The sequence below is a fragment of the Acidobacteriota bacterium genome (assembly GCA_016716435.1).
GTDB lineage: Bacteria > Acidobacteriota > Blastocatellia > Pyrinomonadales > Pyrinomonadaceae > OLB17.
Genome location: JADJWI010000008.1, coordinates 845,492 through 864,797, shown reverse-complemented (window position 1 = coordinate 864,797; position 19,306 = coordinate 845,492). Strand labels below are relative to the sequence as shown.

Below are 19,306 nucleotides of genomic sequence, written 5' to 3'. Positions count from 1 at the left end.
CGAACGAGCTTTTCCCTCATCCGTCCTAATTTCTAATTTCTAATTGCTAATTCATAATTTTCGGAGGCTCTTGGTGGGGCGATTTAGTAGGGTTCGTGAGCGTCGGCGTTGTCCGGAGGCAAGAAAAGAGCATTGCAGATGAATGCGGATGCGTGTATTATTTCCGCTATGAAAAATAGGGTTATAGTGGGCTTCATGGCGCTTCGTTTTTTTCCTGACGGCCCGCTCAGCCTGGGGAAAACACGAATTTGTACCACCCGAGCCACCCACTTCGAGAAAGCACCGATAAAAAGGGAGCCGCCAACGCAGTAGGAGGTTAACAATGAAAATATTCAAAACAGGTAGTCTCGTTATATTGCTAATTTTTGCAGCGTCAAGCGTCTGTCTCGCCCAAAAAGGAGCGACTGCTCGGGCCGCAGCAGCTAAGGCAGCGCAAGAGAAAGCGCAAAGGGCAGCGGACGAAGAGGCAGTCCGAAAGATGCCTGATCCAGGTGCTGACACAGCCTTTGTTGTCGCGACAAGAGCCAACATCAGGGAAGAACCGGATAGGACGAGCCGAATTCTTCTTGAGGTTGAACGAGGCGAAGCTCTTTCATTAATTGAACGCGAACCAACAGGAACTTGGTTTCGCGTGATTCATGTAGAAACCGCCATCGAAGGATGGATCGATCAAAGTGTAATCGTTAATAAACTCACAGCGAATCGATACACCGCGCCGGATTTTGAAGAAGAAGTAACTGAATCTGATTCAAATCCAACGGTTAAGATCACCAATCAGGAAAGGGCAACGGATTTGAATCTCCGTATGAATGGCGTCCTATACGTTATTAAAGCCAATACAACTCGCTCGTTTACATTAGCGCCCGGCCCCTACGAATACTATGGATGGTCGCCCGGCGTTCGGGCCACATTTGGCAAAAGCACATTGTCGCGAGGCACTATTTACTCGTGGTCGTTTTTCATAAGGCGGAGATAGGGTTGAATGAGAGAGCAAGGGATAAATCACTATTTCGACATTTTAGGCTTAGCTCACAATTCGAGCCAAAAACAGCTCAAGGAAGCCTACAAGGATCTTGTAAAGGTCTGGCATCCAGATAGATTTCTTCACGATCCAAAACTAAGAATTAAGGCTCAAGAGAAACTGAAAGAAATAAATGAGGCCTATCAAAAGGTGTCGTCATTTATAGAAAATGGATCGAAAAAAGCAAGTTCTACAACCGAACGAAAAAAATCTACACACCGCTCCTCAGACGATAGCCATGCTTCTTCGAAAGCAAAAGCTAAGACCAGAAAATCAAATGATAGCGACCGAGCAAAAAAAGCAAATGAAAAGGACTCTCAGGATTATGATGAGGCTTCCGAGCGACATTCCAATAGAGAAAAATCCCCGGTAACGAATTTATATGATGAATACACCCCGTTCTCTACCACACAGGTAGCGGTTAAGCCGACCAATAGACGCTACTACATTGCATTCGTAGCTACCGCTTTCCTCTCGCTAGGATCCTTTTTGATCTATAGCGATATCACTAGGAGAACCCATACAGACCCAGGCGCCGAAAGCCCAGTAGCTTCTGGCGTGACGAACTCGACCTCTAACGCTATTAGCCCAGAGGTCGCTGCCGAAACTGATTCAGAACAAAGGATTCGTGTTGGCGAAAATCAGAATGATACAAATTCGTTCGAAAATTCCCTGAATGAGGTTTCCGAAAATGAATATGTGGAATTGGCTCCCTTATCTCTTCAAACTATAGAACGACCCGCAGAGAAACCTTTTTCCTTGGAGCCGCCGCCTCAAGCGCATCCCTCTGGAGTCGAAGCCGAACTTAATGAAACTGCACCAAGTGCTGGTTTTTTCTCTCTGAACTCCACGCGGAATGACGTATTACGAATTCAGGGCACACCAGACAGCATAATCGGCAATACTTTTTCATATGGGTATTCAAGCGTAAGTTTTCAGAACGATCGGGTGTCTGGATGGAGCAATATAAGTAAGAATCTGCGCGTAAGAATGATCAGTTATTCTCCAAGTAGCGAAAATTATTTTACTCTCGGCTCGACCAGAGCCGATGTCGTTAAGATTCAAGGCACGCCCGACAGTATCATCGGAAATAGTTACGGTTATGGTTATTCAAGCATTACCTTTCAAGGAAATTCTGTTGTTGGTTGGAGCAACATTAGTAAGAACTTGAAAGTGAGAATGTTGAGCAATTCTGAAATGTCGTTGAATCAGTTTACGATCGGTTCGAGCAAAGACGACGTCATTAGAGTTCAAGGTACGCCCGATAGCATAATAGGTAATAGCTTCGGTTACGGGTATTCAACCGTACATTTTAGAAATGACAGAGTATCGAAATGGAGTAATATCAGCAGAAACTTGAGAGTCGTTTTGAGCCCCGATCCCTAATTTACGATGTCTTCAAAAACTTAGTGATGCCTTTTTGGCAGTCTTCGGTCATTCGGGCCTGGGCGTTGGTTTCGGAGCCGGCGGCGAGGGCGGCGGCGAAGTCCATGGCGTCCATTCGGTAGAGCAGCGATTTGCTGAGGGCGACGGCGATGCGGCTGATCTTTGAATAGACGGTGGCGTAGTCAAGCACGGCGGCCTCAAAGCCTTCCTCGGGGAAGATCCGGTTGACGAGGCCGAGGGCCTTCGCCTCCGGTGCGGAGAACTCGAAGCCCTGTGTGACCAGCTCAAAGGCGAGTTTTTCGCCGAGGTTGCGGCGGAGTATCGCCATAACGATCGCCGGGACAAAGCCGATCTTCACCTCCGGATAACCGAAGCGGGCGGTCTCGGTCGCAAGCACGATGTCGCAGCCGGTCGCCAGCCCACATCCGCCCGCAAGCGCCCGACCATGAACCGCCGCGATCACCGGCACCCGCGCATTGCGGATCAACGAGAAAAGCTCCGCAAGGCCTTTCGCATCCTCCAGATTTTCTTCGTATGACGCCCCGGCGATCTTCTGCAACGCCGAAAGGTCCGCCCCGGAGCAAAAATCCTTCCCCGCCCCGCGGATCACAACCGCACTCAGCGAATCATCCGCATCCGCCTCCCGCACCGCCCGCTTAAGCTCCGCCACCAGCTCATCATTAAGCGCATTCCGCTTCTCGGGGCGGTTCAGGGTCAAGATCCGTATGTTGTCTTCGGTCGAGACGATTACTGTCGACATAATTTGTAATTATCAATTAATAATTAGTAATTAAGACTTGCGAGAGGTTGAGATTATCGACGAGATTATCTTTACCAACTCAAGGCGATCGGATTCGATCTCATTAAATTGTGCCTCGGACAAGATGCCGCCATGGAAAAGAACCATCAGCCAATACTCGGTTTCCATTGCACGTCGACGGGCGACCCCGAATTCAGTTATAAAAGTGTTGCGATTCTCCGCCCCGATAGCCGCCTTAACATGCTTGCCGATATTCGTCCCCGAGATCAACAACTCCTTCGATAAAACAAACTCCCGCTTCTCCTCATTCAAAAAATGGCAAAGCTTCACGATCCGCAAAGCAAAATCAAGCGACTTATCGAGTACGGGGTTCTTCTCCATATGAATGCTGATCTCTATTCTCCGGCTAATTACTAATTAATAATTCTTAATTAGTAATTAGATGGGAGAACTAAGCTTCGTCAATATCGATATACATCCGCAGCAGGGCGGTTGAAAATGTTTTGCCTTGGGCGTCGGTCATCAGGCTGAGCGTGCCGCCGCCGCCGAGGGCGCCGTGGAGCAGGAAATTCAGGGCGCCGAGGTTTGGTAGCTCGAAGCGTTCGACGTCGCCTTTGACGATGTCGCCGAAGTGCTCTTTTACGCGTTCGGCCGTTACCTCGCGGACGAGAATCGGATAGTATTTATCTTCGAGAGCGATGAGCCCGACGTTTGCGGTGTCGCCTTTGTCGCCCGAGCGGGCGTGGGCGATCTTTATGAGTTGTATTTTCATAGCTGTTATCCGGCCTTTGGATAAATATAGCCGAAAGGCCGAGGAACTTCTATTTGATGATAAACCCACGAAAGCGGAATGGCGGTTTGATCGGAGCGGCGATGCTTGTGCTCGTGGGGCTTTTTCCGGCGGCGGCCGTTGGGCAGGATGTGGTTGATGCCGCTTATGCTGGCACTCGCGAATATCTGGCGAGGTTTCGCGATCTGCTTGCCGAGGAGAAAAAGACGTTCGAGTTTTTCGGATCGAACGGGCGAGTTCGGAAGACGCGGGTTGTCGAATCGAACTTCATCGTTTATGAGCTCGGCGGCGGAGAGGGCACGGCCGCCGAATATCGGCACGTGCTGCGGGTCGATGGCAAGGCGGTCGAGAAGGCCGAGCTTCGATCGCAGGAGTTTTTTGAAAAGCTGGTCACGCTCGGGTCTTCTAGAAAAGAGCTCGAAAAGCTGCAGGATGAGAGCACGCGGTTTGACGAAGGCATGCGGATCAACGGCTTTACGCTCTTTCAGGCGGTCGCTCTCTCGCCGAAGGTCCGCGGGGTGATGACGATTCGGCAATCCGAGGATGATGCGATCAGCGGCCGCGCCGTGGTCCGGCTTAATTACGAACAGACGGCGGAGAGCCCATACATAACGCTCAACCGCGGACTGACGTCGGGCGAGGAGCCGGTGGTCAGCTTTGAGATAGAGGACCGATCGCGGGAGCCATTTAATGAAAGGCTGCGCGGCTCGCTCTGGATAGATGCGGAGACGAGCCGCGTGCTCCGCGAGGTTCGTGAGCTGACCGTTCAGCCGAAGGGTTTTGCGCGGCCGGTGGTTATCTCGCGGGTCGTGCTCGAATATCAGCCGAGCGAGTTTGGCATCAACACACCGGCGAAGATCACGCACGAATTTTTCACGCTGATTCGTAAGCAGCAACGGAGTGAGACTGACGTTCGGGCCGTCTTTGAATACACACGCTTCTCGCGTCCAGACGTGGACGTCAAGGCTGAAGAACCGCGAAAACCTTAGCTCAACGAACGGAGTAGTTTTTCAGCCTCGGCCCTGTATCCGCGGGTGATCGGCGAGCGGTCTTTGCCCGTCGCCTGAAGAAAGCGCTGAACATCCCGCCTCGCTTCGTCCCGCCGCCCGAGTTCGGCGTAAAGCATCCCTAGCCGTAAAAATACTAGCTTCGAACCGGGGATCATCTCGGCGGCGGCCACTTCGCGGACAGACTCGAGCTCACGCAGGGCCTCGGCCTTCTGGCCTTGCTGATACAAAACGACGGCGATCTTTTCGGTAAGGGCGGCACGATATATGGGTAGCCGTTCGCGTGCTTCGGTCAAACGCTGGCGAGCTTCGGGCAGCCGGTTGGCGTTTTGGAGCGCCATTGAGAGGACTTCATAGCCTTGAAAGAGCGTGTAGGCGTTGATGTTCGCGTTGGGCGTGGCGATGACGCGTTCGGCATCGGCGATGGCATTTTGCGGGTCGTTGCGGGCGATACGAGCGCGGGCACGGCCGTTTAGGGCGAGCGGTTCGGGGCGGATCGCGACGGCGCGTTCGAATTCGCTAAGAGCATCTTTGCCGTTCGCCTCAAGGGCGGCACCAAGTTGGAGCCAGTTGGTCGCCGAATTTGCATCGACCGTAACGGCGTGCCGCCAGAGCGCTTCATCAGACCGCCAGACCTCGGTATAGACCAACGAACGAAATGCCAGCAGAAATGCGATGAAGCACGCGATGGTGAATGCCGCCTTGAAGTTGATCCCCTGCATCGAGGCCGCAAACCGGTCGTAGATCATCGCGGCAAACATGATGCAGAGGCCGAGGACCGAGATATAAAGATAGCGGTCATGGACGAGCTCCTCAGGCCGAAAGGCCGGAATGTAAAAGGCGGGCAGAAGCGGAAGAATGAAGAGCCCAAGGCCAAAGAGTGCCCGCGGCGAGCTACGAGCAAAGAATATCGCAAAGCCAAGTATCGCGGCGGATAGTATCACGGGGACGGCGAAGTTCATCAGGCCGATCTCGCCGATCGCCCGGATGCCATAGTTCGGGCCGATGATGGATGGATAGAAGATCTGTTTTAGATAAAACAGAAAGATAGTCGGAGCGGTAAGGATCGCCTCGGCGAGGCTCGGCGCATTCTCTACCGGCAACGCGACGCCGCCCAAAATGATCGATCGGATGATAAGAAAAGCAGCGGCGGCCGACGCGAAGAGTCCGAGCGGTAGTATGCTCTTGCGTGTTCTCTGCTTCATTTCCGAGAAGTCGGAAAGCCCGCGTGTCGAAAAGATAAGCCAAAACAGCGGCAGACAAACGACGACCGATTCCCTCGCTCCGACCGCAAGTAAGAATGTACCGACAGCGATGGCAAGATAGTATTTGCCCTTCGACTCTCGGGCCGAGCGAACAGCGAAAATCAGGGACAACGTCAAGAAGAGGCCGGCGAGCGTGCTTGGGGCTCCGGATATCCACGCGACCGACTCGACCTGAGCGGGGTGAACGGCGAAAACGGTTGCGAAGACGGCAGCTGGCATCAGCGGTATCCCGAGCAAAAGAAGCAGATAGAATGCGGCGACCGCGGCCGCGATGTGGATGGCGAGATTCGAGACGCGCCAACCGAAAGGCTCGATGCCGAACAGTTCGTTATTGGCGATGCTCCAGAGAGTGAACGTCGGCCGCCAATAATTGCTGTCAGCGACCGCGCCGCTTCCTCTGTAGGCCCAAACGTCCGAGACGATTGCCGTACCGTAGAGAGAGCGCTCCTGAATGAGAAGATTCTGGGCGATCTGCCGGTTATCGTCGTAAACAAAATCGCCCGAGAGCGACCCGTAATAGACGCCAAGCGTGACGAGCACGATGACCGCGATGGCGATGAACTGATGTTGTGCCGAGAACTTTTCGTTCGTCAGAATGCCTCCTCAATTGCGGCCAGGACAGGGTCTTCAGCGATGCGGTTGATCAGGCCCGCATCCAGTGCCCATTCGGCCGAAAACGGTTCAGCGGTGAAGAACATCTCGAGCGCACGTGCCTCGCCGATCAGACGCGGGAGCCGCTGGGTCCCGCCCCAACCGGTCATTATTCCAAGCTTTGCTCCCGGATGACAGAATACGGCCGACGGTGACGCTACGCGAACGCTGCAAGCCAGTGCGAGGTCGAGAGCCCCGCCAAAGCACGGCCCATTCACCGCCGCGATAGTCGTGACTGGAAGCTCGGAAATGCGCCGCATCAGGCCTTGTCCAAGTTCGGCAAACTTTCTTGCACTCGCCGGGTCGAGCCTCGCTATCTCGCGAAGATCTGCACCGGAGGCAAAAACGCCTTCGCTGCCGGTGAGGATAAGCCGCCGGGTCGATGATTGAATATTGTCGATCACGCGATTCAGTTCCGCGATAACTTCAACCGAGAGCGGATTCCGCACTTCGGGGCGCGTGAACCGGGCGATCAATGCGTCGCCGTGCGCTTCGGTTGTTAGCGGGTTAGACATCGGCGGGCTACGGCTTAATAATAGCGATATGTTTCGCACGGACAAAGCGCATCCATGGCACGGCATTCCGATCGGCGACGATGCACCGGCTGAGGTGACGGTTTTTATCGAGATCGTCCCGCGGGATACGGTCAAATACGAGGTCGATAAGGAAACGGGTTATCTTAAGATCGACCGGCCTCAGCAGTACTCGAATGTCGTCCCTGCAAATTACGGCTTTATTCCGCAGACCTATTGTGCGGCGGGGATCGCGGCCCTGGCTCGTGCAAAAACCGACATTAAGATAGCCGGGGGCGACGGTGACCCGCTCGATATTCTAGTGCTTTCGGAGCATCACATTCCGCGGGGCGACATCATACTAAAGGCGAGGCCGATCGGTGGCTTTTGTCTCGTAGACGATAACGAAGCCGATGACAAAATAATCGCGGTGCTGAAGGGCGATAAGGTCTTTGAGCAATATAGTGAAATCAGCCAACTCCCGAAAGGAATTCTCGAACGGTTCGAGCATTATTTCCTTACCTACAAATCGCTGCCCGATGCACCGAATGTCTGCGAGATCGCGTACTCCTACGGCCGCGAAGCATCATATGAGGTGATCCGAACGGCGATCGCCGACTATGCCGAACTAACCGGGAGAGCGATCTAGATCAACATAATGCCACAAACCGCATCAACCGAAATGCCTTCTCTTAACATGCTCCTCGCTACACTTCCGGCTGCGGAGTGGTTGAATATCAGAAATGCATGCACCATCGTTGAGGTCCACAAGGGCCAGGTCCTATGGGAGGCCGAGGAGAAGGGCAAATTTATTTATTTCCCCATCGATTCTCTCATTTCGCTGATGTATGAGTCCGGCGATGGCGATTCGATCGCCGTGGCCACCATCGGGCGACACGGCATTGCTGGTACAAGCATTGTGATGGGCCTTAAAACACCTGATCGAGCCGTTGTCAGTTACACGGGAACTGCATATCAGATGGGTTCCGGAGTCGTCCGAAAAGAACTATCAGAATGCGGTGACTTCCAGGACCTGCTGATGACTTACAATCAGGGCCTGCTCACTCAGATCGCGCTGAATGCCATTTGCTATCGCTTGCATCGCGTCGATCAACACCTATGCCGGCTGTTTCTGGAAATGAACGACGAGCTGCAAACCGAAACTTTTTTCGTCACACATGCACAGATCGCCAACCTTTTAGGTGTTCGGCGGGAAAGCGTTTCGCTTGGCCTAACTAATCTAAGCAAACAAGGCGTGATCGGGACCAGTCGCGGCAAAGTCGCGATCGCCAATCTCAAAAAACTCAATTCAATCGTCTGCGAATGCCACGAAGTTGTGGTCGAATGCCGCGACCGGATCCTCAACAAATACAAGGCCGAACATAGAAACTGAACCTCCACCTCGAAAATAGTTTCGACTGTGTTAGCAAACGTACAGTCCCGCCTGCTGCTCATCGTCCATACTCTTTAAATCGACTGAATAATACGAAGGAAACCGGAACGCTCGGAAGGTAGAAGGGCTGGGGCGGGAGCCCCTGAATCAGGCATCGATATTGGCACAGCGAAGGCATTCCGTCTTCTTTCAAAAGGATCGTGAGATTTATGAACACCACACCGCGAATCTTGTATGTTGATGATGACGCCGATGGCTGCGAACTGATGGCGTTTCAGCTTAACCACTATTTTGGGTATCAGGTAGATACTGCCTCAAGTGGAAGCCATGCGATCGAAATGGTGAGGTCTAGTCCGTACGATGTTTTCCTATTGGATTACTGCTTGCAGGACGTAACCGCCGTAAAACTCTGCAAACAGATCAAAGAATTTGCCCCACGGGCACCGGTTCTTATCTATAGTGCCCTTGATCGCGAGATCGATAAAGAACAGGCGTTCTCGGCAGGTGCCTCGGGCTTTTTTGTGAAGCCGGAAGATCTTGAATTGATCGGGCCTGAGCTAAAGAGACTTCTCGACGTGCCGAAAATCGGCCGAAAAGATGTTGACTCGGTATTCTTAAGCGAAGAACAGAAGATGAGATCCAAACGCTTTTCCCTCCGTCGCCGGAGCAGCAGCATAATTTGACATCAAACTAGAAAGAACTTTCGGCATACTAGCGTCTAACCAGCGAGTTCGGTCCATCCAAAAGTTATCGATCAGAAGAACACCGCCCAGGTTGCGAAGTTGTCGGTAAAATTCTCGAACCGATGCTCGACCCCGGCCGGGACGAAGAATGCGTCGCCGGCAGTGCACGTGTGGCGTTCGCCGGCGATCAAGATCTCGCCGCTGCCCCGGGCGATGAAATAGAATTCGTCCTCGTCATGGCTGGTTTGGTGATCGGTGCCGCGGGGAGCGAAGAAGACCAGCTTCACGCCATCTTTCTCGAATGGCTCGATGTCCCAAACACCATCGGGCCATTTGTCGTTTGCCGGGAGCGGCAGGCGGCCCAAGAACGCCTCGATAGTAAACTTCATTTCAATTCAAGATGCTCAGGTAAGCTTTCCACGGGCCGACGGCCGTTTCGTAGCGGCGTGCCATTGCGATCGCGATCTGGCGGATGTGCGTGAGGTCGTGGACGACCCATGTTGAAAGAAGCTGAGCGAGAGACACTTCACCAAATTCAGGATGGCTGCCGCAAAGCTCGAGTTGCTCGGCGGAAAGGTTCCAAGCGGTGAGTTCGTCGAGGCACCGCCTGCGGACCGCCGCGAACTCATCGAGGAGTTCTGAAAACGGCTTTTCCTGCGACCGCTCGAACTGTCCGAAACGGTCGAACGGCGGAAAGCTTCGGTCCTCGCCCTGTGCAAGTATGACCCTTGCCCGCGGGATCCAATCCGTTTCGTCCGCATGGATCAAATGGCCGACGATATCATACGGCTCCCAATTGTCACGATTCCCGGCTGAAGCAGTCCACTCAACCGAAAGCCCGCCGAGCCACGCCCGCAAGGACTCCGGCGTGGCTGCCAGCAATTCGATCGATCTCTCAACCGCAAACTCCATACTGCGAATCGTATCAGAACTCCGGGCAAACGGTAACTAAACTGTCGCCCCGCTCGCTTTTGATCTGCGGCTTGCCGAGCTCGGTCAAATTCTTGCTTTTCTGCCCTCAATCCCGATATACTTTCCACGGGTGTACATTGGATGTACGCACATTACGAGAGTATATTGGACCGATGGCTACGACGATCGAATTAAAGAAAGAGAGGCTCAGCATTAGAACCACAAGCGAAGGCAAGGCTTTGCTTGAGCGGGCGGCTCGAAAGGAACGTAAGAATCTGAGCGACTTTGTGCTGGAAAATGCTCTTTCAGCAGCAGAGGCGGTCGTTCGCGATGATGCTCATTTCGAGCTGACCGACCGCGAATGGAAAAAATTCATCGCCGCTCTCGACGCACCGCCGCGAAGCATAGAAGCGCTAAGAAATCTTCTAAAGGAGCCGGGCGTTTTCGATGAAAAATAGCGAACCGCTCAGCCCGCCGGAGTTGCTGACCGCGTCGCATGACTGTTCCCGATTCGCCTGCGGCAAACCTGCACTCAACCAGTTCCTCAAGAAATACGCTCTGATCAATCAAGAGAACGAGATCTCGCGGACCTACGTTGCGACCCGGAATAGCTTTGCTGTCGGTTATTATACGCTCGCTTTCGGGTCAGTCTCGCATGCTGAGGCGACGCCCGCGGTCAAGGCTAAGCTTCCGCAGTATCCGATTCCCATCATCCTGCTCGCAAGACTTGCGGTCGATATCCGCGAAAAAGGAAAAGGGCTCGGGAAGGGATTACTCAAGGACGCAATGTTGAGAACTCTTGCAGCCGCGGACATTGCCGGGCTTCGGGCTATGCTGACTCACGCCAAGGACGAAGAAGCAAAGCACTTCTATCTGCGTTACGGATTCCGGGAATCACCGATCGAACCGCTTACCTTGATGCTGAACATCAAAGACATCAGGGCGAGCTTGAGGTGATGGAAATAGGCAACTCGAGGTTATTGTTGTCACATCATTTGCTCAACGGTATCATAACGATAAAGAAAAGGAGCCCGGCGAAACCGTCGGATAAACAGTCACTTCTTCATCCCGGAGGCAATGGACTGAAAATGTCGAAGAGATCATCATTACTCTTTCTCGTCACGAGCGTAACTGCAATCGTGTGCATCGATGCTCATGCTCAAACTAGAAAGATCGAAGAGGCTGAGTTTAGAAGCAAGATCAGCACTGCATCACGATTAAGGGCCGGTCTCCCGATGCGTGTGACCGTTACGACCGAAGGATATGCGCCAGGAGACAGTAGCCGTACGGTTTACGACCACGGTCCGGATGGAGCAATGCGAATTGCGGTTAGCCGAACATCAAAAGGTGTTGAAACGAAGTCGGAAACGATCAGGATCGGTGGTAATGTTTACGCCCGCCAAAATGATGACGGATGGCGGAAAGTGGAAGTTTCCTCTGGCCGCGGTTCGGCGGTTGCGGGCGGTCGCGGCACCGGCACCCTAGGTCCTCCGCCGAAGATCGAAATCGAGTACCTTTATTTGGGAAAACATCGAATCAACGGTCAAAAGGCAGACCGGTACACGAAAAGCATAAAGACGACATCGTCGATTGCCGAAAGAAAATTCGTAAGGACGTTCGTCGAAGAGTACTGGTACCGTGAGGACGGAATGCTCCTGCGCATGACCAGCGAAGACACAATTCCACCAAGTAAATACCGAACCACTACTGAATACGATTACACGAGCACAATCATAATTGAGCCCCCGATCAAATAATTCACGCTCTTTTATATCGTCGGAAGGACAAACGCGCCGATGTGCGGCGTTGATGTGTTCAGGGTCGTTTGGAGTGCGAGAAGCAATGCCGGACGGAGGTCTTCGGGCGTGATGATCGCATCGACAAGGCCACGGGCGGCGGCGTGCTTGGCGTCGAGCTCGCGGTCGTAGGTTTCGCGAACCTTTTGCATCTCGGCTTCTAGTTCGGCCGAGGGCGTTTCGCCGGCCGCCTTGAGCTTATCGAGTTGTGTTCCAAAGATCGCCTGAACGGCGCTGTCGCCTTCCATCACGCCCATTCGCCCGGTCGGCAGCGAGAAGATGAAGTCGGGGTCAAAGCCCTGGCCGGCCATCGCATAATAACCCGCACCCGAGGCGTGGTTGATGGTCAAAACAATCTTCGGCACGCGGGCGGTCGCCATTGCCTCGACGAAACGGGCTCCCGCACGGATGATGCCCGAGTGCTCGGCATCGGCGCCGACCATAAAGCCCGACACATCTTGGACAAACAAAAGCGGCGTGCCGTGGCGGTCGCAGTTCTCGATGAAATACGCCGTCTTTTCCGCCGATTCGGTGTAAACTATCCCGCCAAAACGAGGCGGCTCGCCCGGCTTGCCTTTCGACATCCCGCGGCTGTTTGCAATAACGCCAACCAGAATGCCGCCGATCCGCGCAGTACCGCAGATCATCTCTTTTGCGAAATCTGCCTGAAATTCATCTATACCGCCCTCGTCGAGAAAAGTTTCGAGCACGGCCTGCATGTCGTATGGAGCTCGATGATCTTCAGGCAGTATTTCATAAAGCTTATCGCTTACGGCTAAGGGCTCACGGCTTTCTTCGATCGAAACACGCGTCGGATCTTTGGCGGGCATTTCGGCGACGAGGTCGCGGATCTTGGTGATGCATTCATCCTCGTCTTTTGTGCGGTAATGGGCGACGCCGGACATGGCGTTGTGCGTCATCGCCCCGCCGAGAGTTTCATTGTCGATGGTCTGGCCGGTCGCACCTTTGACCAAATTTGCACCGCCGAGGCCCATAAAGGAAGTGCCCTCGACCATCAGTATCACGTCGCTGAGTGCGGGCAGATAAGCTCCGCCGGCGACGCACATTCCCATAACGGCCGCGATCTGCGGCACCTTTAGATAGCGCCGCATTATCGAGTTGTAATAGAAGATGCGGGCCGCACCGTATTGTCCCGGGAAGACGCCGCCTTGATATGGCAAATTTACGCCGGCCGAATCGACGAGATAGATGATCGGGACGCGGTTCCGCATCGCGATCTCCTGTGCGCGGAGTATCTTTTTGATCGTCTCCGGATACCAAGCACCTGCTTTGATCGTCGCGTCGTTGGCGACGACGACGCACTCACGGCCTCGTATCTTTCCAACGACGGTAACAACAGCCGCGGCCGGAGCCTGCCCGCCATATTCGTCATAGGCGACCAGAAGGCCGATCTCCTGCGCGTAGGTGTCCTTATCGAGCAAAAGCTCGATGCGCTCGCGGGCGGTCAGCTTCCCTTGTTTGTGAATTTTCGCAACCTTCTCCGGCCCGCCGCCCTGCTTGAGCTTTTCCTCAAGCTGCAGGTATTCATCGGTAAGAGCTCGGAGGCGATTTTCAGATTTACTCATTATCAGTAGCTAATTCAAAAGTGACCGGCTTAGCGAAGATAGACCGAGCCGGTCGATGTGTCCGAAACCGTAGGCGAATCAATGCTCACAACCCGCAGCCAAGCTCGCCGGCTTGCTCCGCCCCAGATCGCGATCGGTTCATTGCCGTCATTCGGCGTATTTGCGACTACCGTGGTCCAATTAAGGCCCTCGTTTCGCGAAATTTCAATGCGAACATTGCCACCGAGATTGTTCGTTTTCCAGGTTACCGGCCGGGCAATTCCGCGGGGCAAGAAGCCGCCGTTGGCGAAGTTTACCAGCGTTATGCTCGAGCCGCTGTAGCGATAGTTTGCGATAACATCGGCCGTAGCGTTGATCGCTCTCACATTGTCGCGTGTGTTGTCGATGCCGGTCGGGAAGCCTTGGTAAAGAATTGAGGGGCTCGAGAAATACGCTCGTCGAGTGCACCCGTTAGCGCAAGGGTTCGAATATGACATCACCGTTCGGAACACGGCATTGACATAGTGGCCATAGCCATACGCGTAGGTCGCACCGCTTCCGTTCTCCGGATTGTGCTGGCCGCCCATGTTGTGACCGAGTTCATGGGCGAACGAAAGATTGCCGACCGCGCAACTCCGAGAAGTTACGGTATATCCGGCGTTTGGATTGCCGGCTGGATTCGACCCCATAAGGTAACCGACGCCGCATGCCCCGGCGATCTCTCCGATCATCGCCACGAGGTCAGCGTTAGCCGAGTTTCTGAGGCCCTGAATGGTCGCATCATTGCGAAGATTGCTTAGGTCGGTGCTTGCACTCGTTGTTTCGGTGTAAACCCATTCCTTAGCGTCGATCATTCGGACACGCTGCCGAACCCGGCTGTTGATGTAGGCGGTGTTTGTCGCGTCGATCGCGTTTTGAGCGAGCGTTTGGGCCTGGGCATCACCGCCGAGAACGTTCTTGGTCGCGGTTGTGTAAACGACAAGCACATCGATCCGATCGCCGGAATCAGAAAATGTGGCGAGGGCGTCGCCTTCGGACAGATCCTGTTTAGTCGCATCTCCGGGTTCGATCGCCCCGCCGCACTCAGGGAATAATGCCTGATCGAGTTCCACGAGAATGTGATGGGCTCCACGCGGGACGATCTCATATACGGCGTCGGGCGTGTAGATCAGTCCGGCGACGTGGCCCTTGCGGAAGGTCAAGACAACGTCGCCCTCAAAGCCCTTTTCACTGATCTTCCCGCGCCAAGTGACGTCATCAACGCCTCGCACTTCAGACTCAGACTTGAGGGCACGGTACGCTTTGCCTTCAGCCATCGGAAGCTCTAGAGCCTCCGCCATCAAAGCCTCGCCGGTGTTTACAGCGATGGTAGATTCGCGTTTTGCGGCGATCGATGAACGTTCGGCAAATGGGCTAGAAGCTTCGGTGACCGAAAAAAGGCGAACGGACGACTGTGCGTTTGCCCCGCCGGCGAGACACGCGAAAAGCACAAACAAAAGTCCAGTTGCCGTAGTTCTCATAGTTAAACTTCTCCCAAAATAAAGGTCGGAACCATCCCGCCGCCGCTTGAAACATTTGCAAGCTCCGAGGACGAAAGCCGGGTGAATGCCGAGCCGACGACGCCATTGAACAGGAGCGGGTCAAGATCAACGAGCTGCTCGACCATGCGCCATTTTCCGTGTTCGTCGAACAGCATCGGGAAATATTCCTTCGCGGTCTGGACCTTTTCCTGGACAAGATAGTCGCCGTTTTCGAGAGCGACCGTTATAGCTTCGTGCCATTCGTCTTCAGTCAGGCTCCAGCCGATATAGATGCCGTGGCCGCCGTAGTCGTCGTTTGGTTTCAGAACGAGCTTTGCGGCATTGGCACGCGTCCATTCGACAAGGTCGATCTCGCTGCCGTGGTTCATCGTTCGCTCATTCCGAAATCGGCGTGTCCAAGGCACATGCCGGCCGATTGCTTCCAGCTCTTCGGCGCTAAAGAGCGATGCGTATCGTTCGTTGGTCAGCACAGCAAAGATCGCTTTCTTGTGAACAAGTTTGCCGCGGAAGCTGTTGACCATGCAGACCGCACCGGCCCGATAGGCATCAAGCAATGCAGGTGCCTGCTCCATTATCGGAAGGTATTCATTGACTAACAGCCGCTTGTAAACGATGTCGATAGCAACGCCGGCATATCGCAGCCTGCTACCGTCAAACTCGAGCTCCTCGGGCGAACAGATGAGGGCAGTGTAGCCGGAATATTCAAAGAAGTCGCGGAAAAGCTCGAATTCCTTCTGGGTAGGGAGATCGTTGAGGTCAACAATGGCGATGATCGGCTTCTCGTCGGGCTGCTTTCCGAGGTATTCGGCATGGCAATCAAGAAGTACCTGCAGAAGCTTCGACCGGCCTTCCAGCTTCGTCACCGGATAGCGTTCGGTGAATCGCTTCATTATCGGAAGGTCAAGAAAGATGTCCGAAGCCGAATCCGAATAGGCGATACCGGCCGGGCTTTCGCCATTTAGCTCAACAAAGCTATAGGCCGTTTCGCCAAGAAACGAATCGAGCCGTGCGGTCGGCGAGACCTGTTCGTAACCGGGATCGATCTTTACGAGTTCCCTTTCGATCTCGGTGATGCCGAGTTCGTCAAGCAGCTCGTCGCTCTCGACCGCAGCGTCCTTTACCTTTTGAAGCGTTCCCCAGATGGTCTCGCACGCCTTTCGGGCCATCGACCATTCTTCTGCGGTGATAAAATGCGGCCGAAGATACGGCGTCAGACGGCGGCGGCCGAAAACCAAGCGGGCCGATTCGAGGCCACGGTCGAGAGCTTCGGCAGATTCGCGGGCGAGGTCGGCGTCTTCGAGCAATTCGTGATAGTACTCAACGGCTTCTTTTCTTGTCATTCGGTTTACCTTGCCATGCTGAGTATCTCGTCGAACTCGTCTTTTGTAACCGGCATCACGGAAAGCTGCGACTGCCGAATTAGCTTGAGGTCGTTGAGGGCCAGATTCTCTTTCATCTGTGCGAGCCCGACAGGCTTTTTGAGCGGCTTTACAGGCGAAAGCTCGACCGCGACCCACTTGTCATCATCAGCCGTTGGATCCGGAAATGCGGCCTTCGTCACTTTGGCAATGCCGACCACTTCCTTGCCGATGTTCGAATGGTAAAAGAGCACCTTATCACCGACCTTCATATCGCGAAGGTTGTTGCGTGCCTGATAGTTACGTACGCCGGTCCAATCGGTCTTTCCGTCCTTTACAAAATCGTCCCAAGAGTAAGAATCGGGTTCCTGTTTAACCATCCAGTAGTTCATAAGTTTAATGTCTAGTCAGTCTTGGAAGTCTAGGAGGTCTTGGAAGTCTGTAGCACAGAGTTGAACCGCTTCGGGCTTCCTAAACTTCAATCGTTTTGTTCGCGTTTCGCAAATGTTGGATGAGACCAAAGGTCATCCGTCCGATCTCATCGAGCCGAGCGTATAGTTCGTCAAAGGTCGTCTTGTCGATGTATCCAAGGTCTAAAGCCAAGTATAAGTGTGACTTCGTTTCGGCAACAGAACCAAGGGCGATATTAAGAAAATGTGCGAAATCTTTATCGGTACGCCGTCCCTGCCCTTCGGCAATATTTGCTGCAATCGATACCGATGATCGACGTATTTGGTTTCGAAGATCAAAATCTTTTGAAAACGGCCCGGAACCGCAAATACGGTAAATTTCGAGATTCAATTCGCGTGCCTTCTGCCAAGCGACAATATCCTCGAACCTCTTGAATGTCCCCATATCATTCGTCGGACCAAACTTTCGAACTTCCCAGACTTCCTAGACCTCCTCAACTTCCTAGACTTCCCAGACTTCCTAGACTTCCCAGACTTCCCAGACTTCCTAGACTTCCCAGACTTCCCAGACTTCCTAGACTTCCCAGACTTCCCAGACTTCCTAGACTTTCTTTTGCGCTTTCGCGGCTTTTTTATTCAGCCATTTCGCCATGCGCTCGACGAAAGGCCGGATGGGTTTGAAGAGCTTTGCCCGAAAGCTGTTCTTGTTCTGCTTTTCGCTCCATGAGCGGAGGTTCTTTTCCGTGTACTGCCGAATTTGCGGTTCAAGGTTCTGCTTTTTGACGGAGTGGCGGAGCGTCAAGTAATAGTGCTGGCCGATGAGCGAGAAGAGCAAGCCGGCGATATTTGCCTTGAACGACGTCTTAGCCATCCAACGCTTGGCAAAGCCCTCGGTCGGCTGGAGCAAGGCGCCCATTGCTATCTCAAACCACGCATTTTGGTTGCCGACCTTTGGGTGGTAAAGCCCCCGGAAGGTCGCCCTTCATCGGAACGTCCACGTTCTTGAGACGCGGGTCGTTGATGAAATCGACAAGTTTCACGCGCTCAAGCCCGCGGAGTTGCTCGATCGGGACATAATCGATAACTTGCCGTATCGTCTCTTCGCCGCCCTTGGGCATATCAAGCGAGGACGCGTTCTCGATCCTAAGTTTTACTGCTTTTGCGGTTTTCTGGCCCGCAGTTTGAATCGCCATAACTGTAGTAAAACCCTAATTGTAGATTGTTGCCGACAATTAGTAAATCGCGCCACGGATGTGTTGCGGTCCCGCAACAGCTGGGCAAATTTTTCCGCCTTGAAATTTCGGTTTGCAGTTGAATTTGGAAGAAATCACTAGCCGAAAGTTTAGGCACGGGTTTTGTTACTAATTCTTAAAAATGCGGCAAACGACCATTGCAAAACCAATTGAAGCAACCGGCGTCGGGCTCCATACGGGAGTTCCGGTCAATATGCGGCTGAGGCCGGCGCCGGCGAACACCGGCTATATTTTTGTCAGGACCGACCTTGATGATTTCGAGATCCCGGCCTCGGTCGAATACGTTGGCCATTGCAGCTATGCGACGACGCTCGTCCGACGCGGCGTTGTGCTTTCGACCTGCGAGCATCTTCTCTCGGCGCTTCGCGGTGCGGACGTCGATAATTGTTTCATCGACCTCGACAACATCGAGATACCGATCCTCGATGGCTCGAGCGAGAACTTCTATGACCTGATCAAAGAAGCCGGTGTTGCGGAGCAAGATGCCCCGCGTCGCTACCTAAAGGTGCGGGAACGGGTTGAGATCGAACAGGGCGATCGCCGTATGTCGATCGAACCGGCGGAGAATTTTTCGATCGAATGCGTGATCGACTTCAAGCATCCTTTCATCAACCGGCAGAGCTTCAGCTTTACGGCAGATAACGGCAGCTACGGCCGCGAGATCGCCTCGGCGCGGACATTCGGCTTTACGGAAGAGATTGAGATGCTCCGCAAGGCAAATCTAGCGCTCGGCGGCTCGCTCGATAACGCCATAGTCCTGACGCCCAACGGGATGCTAAATGAAACGCCGCTCCGGTTCGACGATGAGTTCGTCCGACACAAAATACTCGACATCATCGGCGACGTTGCCCTCGTCGGCCTCCCCGTCCTCGGAAAGATCACCGCCGAAAAAAGCGGCCACGCCGTCCACGCCGCCCTGATGAGCAAACTCCTGAAAACCGAATCAGCCTGGGAGATCTTGGAATAGCTGTCGGAAGCGATCTTTTCCTCTTTTCAATGAACT

At 53.7% G+C, this 19,306-nt stretch carries 24 protein-coding genes; 10 read left to right on the top strand and 14 right to left on the bottom strand.

Annotated elements, in window-relative coordinates; genetic code table 11:
• The first annotated feature begins 322 nt into the window (after positions 1 to 322).
• Together IPM21_15955 and IPM21_15950 are read left to right on the top strand one after the other, a co-directional pair.
• Positions 323 to 976: an SH3 domain-containing protein gene (locus IPM21_15955; protein ID MBK9165367.1), complete on the top strand. Its 654-nt coding sequence runs from the start codon at positions 323 to 325 to the stop codon at positions 974 to 976.
• A 6-nt stretch (positions 977 to 982) separates the two neighbouring features.
• Complete coding sequence (locus IPM21_15950; GenBank protein MBK9165366.1) at positions 983 to 2,407, top strand: DnaJ domain-containing protein; 1,425 nt, start codon at positions 983 to 985, stop codon at positions 2,405 to 2,407.
• Position 2,408: 1 nt separating this feature from the next.
• Here IPM21_15950 and IPM21_15945 read toward each other — a convergent pair whose 3' ends face one another.
• From IPM21_15945 to IPM21_15935, 3 genes are all read right to left on the bottom strand, one after another.
• Positions 2,409 to 3,167, bottom strand: a complete 759-nt coding sequence (locus tag IPM21_15945; protein ID MBK9165365.1) for an enoyl-CoA hydratase/isomerase family protein — start codon at positions 3,165 to 3,167, stop codon at positions 2,409 to 2,411.
• Positions 3,168 to 3,197: 30 nt separating this feature from the next.
• Positions 3,198 to 3,548 (bottom strand): four helix bundle protein, encoded by a 351-nt coding sequence (locus IPM21_15940; protein MBK9165364.1) that lies wholly within the window; start codon positions 3,546 to 3,548, stop codon positions 3,198 to 3,200.
• Between the two features lie 70 nt (positions 3,549 to 3,618).
• On the bottom strand, positions 3,619 to 3,939 hold the full coding sequence (locus IPM21_15935; GenBank protein ID MBK9165363.1) for a hypothetical protein: 321 nt from the start codon (positions 3,937 to 3,939) through the stop codon (positions 3,619 to 3,621).
• Positions 3,940 to 3,995: 56 nt separating this feature from the next.
• Between IPM21_15935 and IPM21_15930 the strand changes: the two genes are divergently transcribed.
• On the top strand, positions 3,996 to 4,946 hold the full coding sequence (locus tag IPM21_15930; protein ID MBK9165362.1) for a hypothetical protein: 951 nt from the start codon (positions 3,996 to 3,998) through the stop codon (positions 4,944 to 4,946).
• Here the strand turns inward: IPM21_15930 and IPM21_15925 are convergent.
• Together IPM21_15925 and IPM21_15920 are read right to left on the bottom strand one after the other, a co-directional pair.
• Positions 4,943 to 6,769: a tetratricopeptide repeat protein gene (locus tag IPM21_15925; GenBank protein ID MBK9165361.1), complete on the bottom strand. Its 1,827-nt coding sequence runs from the start codon at positions 6,767 to 6,769 to the stop codon at positions 4,943 to 4,945. The two genes, IPM21_15930 and IPM21_15925, sit on opposite strands and share 4 nt — an antisense overlap.
• A gap of 50 nt (positions 6,770 to 6,819) precedes the next feature.
• The gene (locus tag IPM21_15920; protein MBK9165360.1) at positions 6,820 to 7,395 is read right to left on the bottom strand and encodes an enoyl-CoA hydratase/isomerase family protein; all 576 of its coding nucleotides are present in this window, start codon (positions 7,393 to 7,395) and stop codon (positions 6,820 to 6,822) included.
• Positions 7,396 to 7,423: 28 nt separating this feature from the next.
• On the opposite strand from IPM21_15920, the gene IPM21_15915 reads away from it, so the two are divergent.
• The 3 genes from IPM21_15915 (at position 7,424) to IPM21_15905 (ending at position 9,468) form a co-directional block, all read left to right on the top strand.
• The gene (locus tag IPM21_15915) at positions 7,424 to 8,041 is read left to right on the top strand and encodes an inorganic pyrophosphatase (protein ID MBK9165359.1); all 618 of its coding nucleotides are present in this window, start codon (positions 7,424 to 7,426) and stop codon (positions 8,039 to 8,041) included.
• 33 nt (positions 8,042 to 8,074) lie between these two features.
• The gene (locus tag IPM21_15910) at positions 8,075 to 8,785 is read left to right on the top strand and encodes a Crp/Fnr family transcriptional regulator (GenBank protein MBK9165358.1); all 711 of its coding nucleotides are present in this window, start codon (positions 8,075 to 8,077) and stop codon (positions 8,783 to 8,785) included.
• 209 nt (positions 8,786 to 8,994) lie between these two features.
• Positions 8,995 to 9,468, top strand: coding sequence for a response regulator (locus IPM21_15905; protein ID MBK9165357.1), 474 nt, complete (start codon positions 8,995 to 8,997; stop codon positions 9,466 to 9,468).
• Between the two features lie 71 nt (positions 9,469 to 9,539).
• On the opposite strand, the gene IPM21_15900 is transcribed toward IPM21_15905, so the two are convergent.
• A complete protein-coding gene (locus tag IPM21_15900) occupies positions 9,540 to 9,857 on the bottom strand; it encodes a cupin domain-containing protein (GenBank protein ID MBK9165356.1) in 318 nt (105 codons plus the stop codon).
• Position 9,858: 1 nt separating this feature from the next.
• Complete coding sequence (locus tag IPM21_15895) at positions 9,859 to 10,380, bottom strand: DinB family protein (protein ID MBK9165355.1); 522 nt, start codon at positions 10,378 to 10,380, stop codon at positions 9,859 to 9,861.
• Between the two features lie 173 nt (positions 10,381 to 10,553).
• Here IPM21_15895 and IPM21_15890 point away from each other — a divergent pair, with 173 nt between their 5' ends.
• The 3 genes from IPM21_15890 to IPM21_15880 are packed head-to-tail and all read left to right on the top strand — an operon-like array spanning position 10,554 to position 12,137.
• Positions 10,554 to 10,838 (top strand): DUF1778 domain-containing protein, encoded by a 285-nt coding sequence (locus IPM21_15890; protein ID MBK9165354.1) that lies wholly within the window; start codon positions 10,554 to 10,556, stop codon positions 10,836 to 10,838.
• Complete coding sequence (locus IPM21_15885; protein MBK9165353.1) at positions 10,828 to 11,337, top strand: GNAT family N-acetyltransferase; 510 nt, start codon at positions 10,828 to 10,830, stop codon at positions 11,335 to 11,337. Before IPM21_15890 ends, IPM21_15885 begins: the two co-directional genes overlap by 11 nt.
• Positions 11,337 to 12,137 (top strand): hypothetical protein, encoded by an 801-nt coding sequence (locus tag IPM21_15880; protein ID MBK9165352.1) that lies wholly within the window; start codon positions 11,337 to 11,339, stop codon positions 12,135 to 12,137. Before IPM21_15885 ends, IPM21_15880 begins: the two co-directional genes overlap by 1 nt.
• Before the next feature lie 11 nt (positions 12,138 to 12,148).
• On the opposite strand, the gene IPM21_15875 is transcribed toward IPM21_15880, so the two are convergent.
• The 7 genes from IPM21_15875 to IPM21_15845 all read right to left on the bottom strand — a co-directional run bounded on the left by IPM21_15875 (position 12,149) and on the right by IPM21_15845 (position 18,243).
• On the bottom strand, positions 12,149 to 13,762 hold the full coding sequence (locus tag IPM21_15875) for an acyl-CoA carboxylase subunit beta (GenBank protein ID MBK9165351.1): 1,614 nt from the start codon (positions 13,760 to 13,762) through the stop codon (positions 12,149 to 12,151).
• Positions 13,763 to 13,791: 29 nt separating this feature from the next.
• Positions 13,792 to 15,261, bottom strand: a complete 1,470-nt coding sequence (locus IPM21_15870; GenBank protein MBK9165350.1) for a hypothetical protein — start codon at positions 15,259 to 15,261, stop codon at positions 13,792 to 13,794.
• A 2-nt stretch (positions 15,262 to 15,263) separates the two neighbouring features.
• A complete protein-coding gene (locus tag IPM21_15865) occupies positions 15,264 to 16,622 on the bottom strand; it encodes a hypothetical protein (GenBank protein ID MBK9165349.1) in 1,359 nt (452 codons plus the stop codon).
• Positions 16,623 to 16,627: 5 nt separating this feature from the next.
• Complete coding sequence (locus IPM21_15860) at positions 16,628 to 17,032, bottom strand: EVE domain-containing protein (GenBank protein ID MBK9165348.1); 405 nt, start codon at positions 17,030 to 17,032, stop codon at positions 16,628 to 16,630.
• Positions 17,033 to 17,111: 79 nt separating this feature from the next.
• Positions 17,112 to 17,495 (bottom strand): four helix bundle protein, encoded by a 384-nt coding sequence (locus IPM21_15855; GenBank protein ID MBK9165347.1) that lies wholly within the window; start codon positions 17,493 to 17,495, stop codon positions 17,112 to 17,114.
• A 156-nt stretch (positions 17,496 to 17,651) separates the two neighbouring features.
• Positions 17,652 to 17,966, bottom strand: a complete 315-nt coding sequence (locus IPM21_15850) for a hypothetical protein (protein ID MBK9165346.1) — start codon at positions 17,964 to 17,966, stop codon at positions 17,652 to 17,654.
• A gap of 7 nt (positions 17,967 to 17,973) precedes the next feature.
• Positions 17,974 to 18,243 carry a hypothetical protein gene (locus IPM21_15845; GenBank protein ID MBK9165345.1) on the bottom strand — a complete coding sequence of 90 codons (270 nt, stop codon included), beginning with the start codon at positions 18,241 to 18,243 and terminating at the stop codon, positions 17,974 to 17,976.
• Between the two features lie 181 nt (positions 18,244 to 18,424).
• On the opposite strand from IPM21_15845, the gene IPM21_15840 reads away from it, so the two are divergent.
• The gene (locus IPM21_15840) at positions 18,425 to 19,270 is read left to right on the top strand and encodes a UDP-3-O-acyl-N-acetylglucosamine deacetylase (protein ID MBK9165344.1); all 846 of its coding nucleotides are present in this window, start codon (positions 18,425 to 18,427) and stop codon (positions 19,268 to 19,270) included.
• The last annotated feature ends 36 nt before the right edge of the window (positions 19,271 to 19,306 follow it).